This window comes from Streptomyces sp. NPDC050703 (assembly GCF_040654435.1).
Lineage (GTDB): Bacteria > Actinomycetota > Actinomycetes > Streptomycetales > Streptomycetaceae > Streptomyces.
The window spans coordinates 1-4,090 of sequence record NZ_JBFAHX010000091.1 but is presented as its reverse complement, the minus strand read 5'-3'; the positions used below and the strand labels follow the sequence as shown (position 1 = coordinate 4,090).

Annotated in this window: 4 protein-coding genes; all 4 read left to right on the top strand. The window is 70.6% G+C overall.

From position 1 onward, the window contains the following. Positions 1-2,165, top strand: a 2,165-nt coding sequence (gene infB, locus AB0I16_RS35650) for a translation initiation factor IF-2 (RefSeq protein WP_363253837.1), incomplete at its 5' end; no start/stop codon positions are given. Positions 2,166-2,325: 160 nt separating this feature from the next. Then, entirely contained in the window at positions 2,326-2,619 is a 294-nt protein-coding gene (locus AB0I16_RS35645; protein ID WP_136243206.1) for a DUF503 domain-containing protein, read from the top strand. A gap of 54 nt (positions 2,620-2,673) precedes the next feature. Further along, positions 2,674-3,135, top strand: a complete 462-nt coding sequence (gene rbfA, locus AB0I16_RS35640; RefSeq protein WP_363253836.1) for a 30S ribosome-binding factor RbfA — start codon at positions 2,674-2,676, stop codon at positions 3,133-3,135. Further along, a complete protein-coding gene (truB, locus tag AB0I16_RS35635; RefSeq protein WP_363253835.1) occupies positions 3,132-4,037 on the top strand; it encodes a tRNA pseudouridine(55) synthase TruB in 906 nt (301 codons plus the stop codon). Before rbfA ends, truB begins: the two co-directional genes overlap by 4 nt. The last annotated feature ends 53 nt before the right edge of the window (positions 4,038-4,090 follow it).

The following is a 4,090-nucleotide window of genomic DNA, read 5'->3' as shown; positions in this document are numbered from 1 at the left end:
CCGGCGGTGGCCCCGGCGGTGGCCGCGGTCCCGGCGGCGGCGGTCGCCCGGGTGGCGGCGGTGGCCGTCCCGGTGGCGGCGGCGGCTTCGCGGGCCGTCCCGGCGGCGGTGGCGGCGGCTTCGCCGGCCGTCCCGGCGGTCCGGGTGGCGGCGGTGCCGGTCGTCCCGGTGGCGGCGGCGGCTTCGGCGGCCGTCCCGGCTTCGGTGGCCGTCCCGGCGGTCCCGGTGCCCGTGGTGGCACGCAGGGCGCGTTCGGCCGTCCCGGCGGGCCCGCCCGTCGTGGCCGCAAGTCGAAGCGGCAGAGGCGCCAGGAGTACGAGGCCATGCAGGCCCCGTCGGTGGGCGGCGTCATGCTGCCTCGCGGCAACGGACAGACCGTCCGCCTGTCGCGCGGTGCCTCGCTGACCGACTTCGCCGAGAAGATCAACGCGAACCCGGCCTCGCTGGTCGGCGTGATGATGAACCTCGGCGAGATGGTCACCGCCACGCAGTCCGTCTCCGACGAGACGCTGAAGCTCCTCGCCGAAGAGATGAACTTCGTCCTGGAGATCGTCAGCCCGGAGGAGGAGGACCGCGAGCTCCTGGAGTCGTTCTCCATCGAGTTCGGCGAGGACGAGGGCGGCGAGGACATGCTCGTCTCCCGTCCGCCGGTCGTGACCGTCATGGGTCACGTCGACCACGGCAAGACCCGACTTCTGGACGCGATCCGCAAGACGAACGTCGTCGCGGGCGAGGCCGGCGGTATTACGCAGCACATCGGTGCGTACCAGGTCGCCACCGAGGTCAACGGCGAAGAGCGCGCCATCACCTTCATCGACACCCCCGGTCACGAGGCGTTCACCGCCATGCGTGCCCGTGGTGCGAAGTCCACCGACATCGCGATCCTCGTGGTCGCGGCCAACGACGGTGTGATGCCGCAGACGATCGAGGCGCTGAACCACGCCAAGGCGGCCGACGTGCCGATCGTGGTCGCGGTCAACAAGATCGACGTCGAGGGTGCCGACCCGACCAAGGTGCGCGGTCAGCTCACCGAGTTCGGTCTGGTGGCCGAGGAGTACGGCGGCGACACGATGTTCGTCGACATCTCCGCGCGCCAGGGCCAGAACATCGAGCAGCTGCTTGAGGCCGTGGTCCTGACCGCGGACGCCTCGCTCGACCTGCGGGCCAACCCGGAGCAGGACGCGCAGGGCATCGCGATCGAGGCCCACCTCGACAAGGGCCGCGGCGCCGTCGCGACCGTCCTCGTCCAGCGCGGTACCCTCCGCGTCGGCGACACGATGGTCGCCGGTGACGCGTACGGCCGAGTCCGCGCGATGCTCGACGACAAGGGCGAGAACGTGGAGGAGGCGACCCCGTCGACCCCCGTCCTCGTGCTCGGTCTCACCAACGTGCCCGGTGCCGGCGACAACTTCCTGGTCGTCGACGAGGACCGCACGGCGCGCCAGATCGCCGAGAAGCGCGCGGCCCGCGAGCGCAACGCCGCGTTCGCCAAGCGCACCCGCCGGGTGTCCCTGGAGGACCTCGACCAGGTGCTCAAGGCCGGTCTTGTCCAGGACCTCAACATCATCATCAAGGGCGACGCGTCCGGTTCGGTGGAGGCTCTCGAGTCCTCGCTGCTCCAGCTCGACGTCGGCGAAGAGGTCGACATCCGCGTCCTGCACCGCGGTGTGGGTGCGGTCACGGAGTCGGACATCGACCTGGCCATGGGCTCCGACGCCATCGTCATCGGCTTCAACGTCCGCGCGGCGGGCCGTGCCGCGCAGATGGCGGAGCGCGAGGGTGTCGACGTCCGCTACTACTCGGTGATCTACCAGGCCATCGAGGAGATCGAGGCGGCCCTCAAGGGCATGCTCAAGCCGGAGTACGAGGAGGTCGAGCTCGGCACCGCGGAGATCCGCGAGGTCTTCCGCTCGTCCAAGCTCGGCAACATCGCGGGTGTGCTCATCCGCTCCGGCGAGGTCAAGCGCAACACCAAGGCCCGCCTGCTCCGCGACGGCAAGGTCATCGCGGAGAACCTCAACATCGAGGGTCTGCGCCGCTTCAAGGACGACGTCACCGAGATCCGCGAAGGGTTCGAGGGCGGTATCAACCTCGGCAACTTCAACGACATCAAGATCGACGACGTCATCGCGACGTACGAGATGCGCGAGAAGCCGCGCGGCTGATCGGCTGCCTCACGGCAGTCGGATCTGCGCGGTCAGCGTCGGGGCCGGTCGGCGGGGTAAATCCCGTCGATCGGCCCCGGCCGTTCCGTGTACGGTTCTTGTGTCCCTGCCAAGTGCCGGCGGGGCCCCGAACCCGTACCGGCGGGACATCCGGACACACATGTATGTGGGGACTCTGTCCTTCGATCTGCTCCTCGGCGACGTACATTCGCTGAAGGAGAAACGCTCCGTCGTCCGTCCGATCGTCGCCGAGCTCCAGCGCAAGTACGGCGTGAGCGCGGCGGAAGTGGGCGGCCAGAACCTGCACCGCAGGGCCGAGATCGGCCTGGCGGCGGTCTCCGGCGACTGGGGCCATCTCACGGACGTACTGGACCGGTGCGAGCGCCTCGTCGCCGCCCGGCCCGAAGTGGAGCTGCTGTCGGTCCGGCGGCGGCTGCACGGGGATGATGACTGAACAAGGCAAGACAAGCCCCAGGGGACCCACCCCGGGGAAAAGGGAGACGGAGCAGTGGCCGACAACGCGCGGGCGAAAAGGCTGGCGGACCTCATCCGAGAGGTGGTTGCCCAGAAGCTGCAGCGCGGGATCAAGGACCCGCGGCTCGGATCACACGTGACGATCACGGACACCCGCGTGACGGGTGACCTGCGAGAGGCGACCGTCTTCTACACGGTCTACGGCGACGACGAGGACCGTGCCGCGGCGGCGGCCGGCCTGGAGAGCGCCAAGGGCGTGCTCAGGTCGGCGGTCGGCCAGGCGGCCGGCGTGAAGTTCACGCCGACCCTGGCCTTCGTGGCGGACGCCCTGCCGGACAACGCGCGGGCCATCGAGGACCTGCTCGACAAGGCGCGGCTCTCGGACGCCAAGGTGCGCGAGGTCTCGGCCGGCGCCGAGTTCGCGGGCGGCGCCGACCCGTACCGCAGGCCCGAGGACGAGTCCGACGAAGAAACGGACGGCGACGCCCCCGCATGAGTGACAGCAGCACCACGCCGGACGGCCTTGTCATCGTCGACAAGCCGTCCGGCTTCACTTCGCACGACGTGGTGGCCAAGATGCGCGGGATCGCGAGGACCCGCCGCGTCGGGCACGCGGGCACCCTCGACCCCATGGCGACGGGCGTCCTCGTCCTCGGCGTGGAGCGCGCCACCAAGCTCCTCGGCCATCTGGCGCTGACCGAGAAGGAGTACCTGGGGACCATCCGCCTCGGGCAGGACACGGTCACCGACGACGCCGAGGGCGAGATCACCTCTTCGGCGGACGCCTCGAAGATCACCCGCGCGATGATCGACGCGGGCGTCGCCAAGCTCTCCGGCGACATCATGCAGGTGCCGTCGAAGGTCAGCGCCATCAAGATCGACGGCAAGCGGTCCTACGCGCGTGCCCGCAAGGGCGAGGACTTCGAGATCCCGGCGCGCCCGGTGACGGTCTCCGCCTTCACGGTGTACGACGTCCGCGACGCCGTCGCCGAGGACGGCACCCCCGTACTCGACCTGGTCGTCTCGGTGGTCTGCTCCTCGGGGACCTACATCCGGGCGCTCGCCCGTGACCTCGGCGCGGGACTCGGCGTCGGCGGCCATCTGACCGCCCTGCGGCGCACCCGCGTCGGCCCCTACAAGCTGGACGCGGCCAAGACCCTCGACCAGCTCCAGGAGGAGCTGACGGTGATGCCGGTGGCCGAGGCCGCGGGCCGGGCCTTCCCGCGCTGGGACGTGGACGACAGGCGCGGCAGGCTGCTGCTCAACGGCGTGCGGATCGACATGCCGGAGGAGTACGCGGGCGCCGGTGCCGTCGCCGTCTTCGGACCCGACGGGCGCTTCCTGGTCCTCGCGGAGGAGTCGCGCGGCAAGGCCAAGAGCCTGGCCGTCTTCGCCTGACACCCGCGCTGGACGGGCCCTTCCTGTCGTGGAGCGGCGGACCTCGGTCCGCC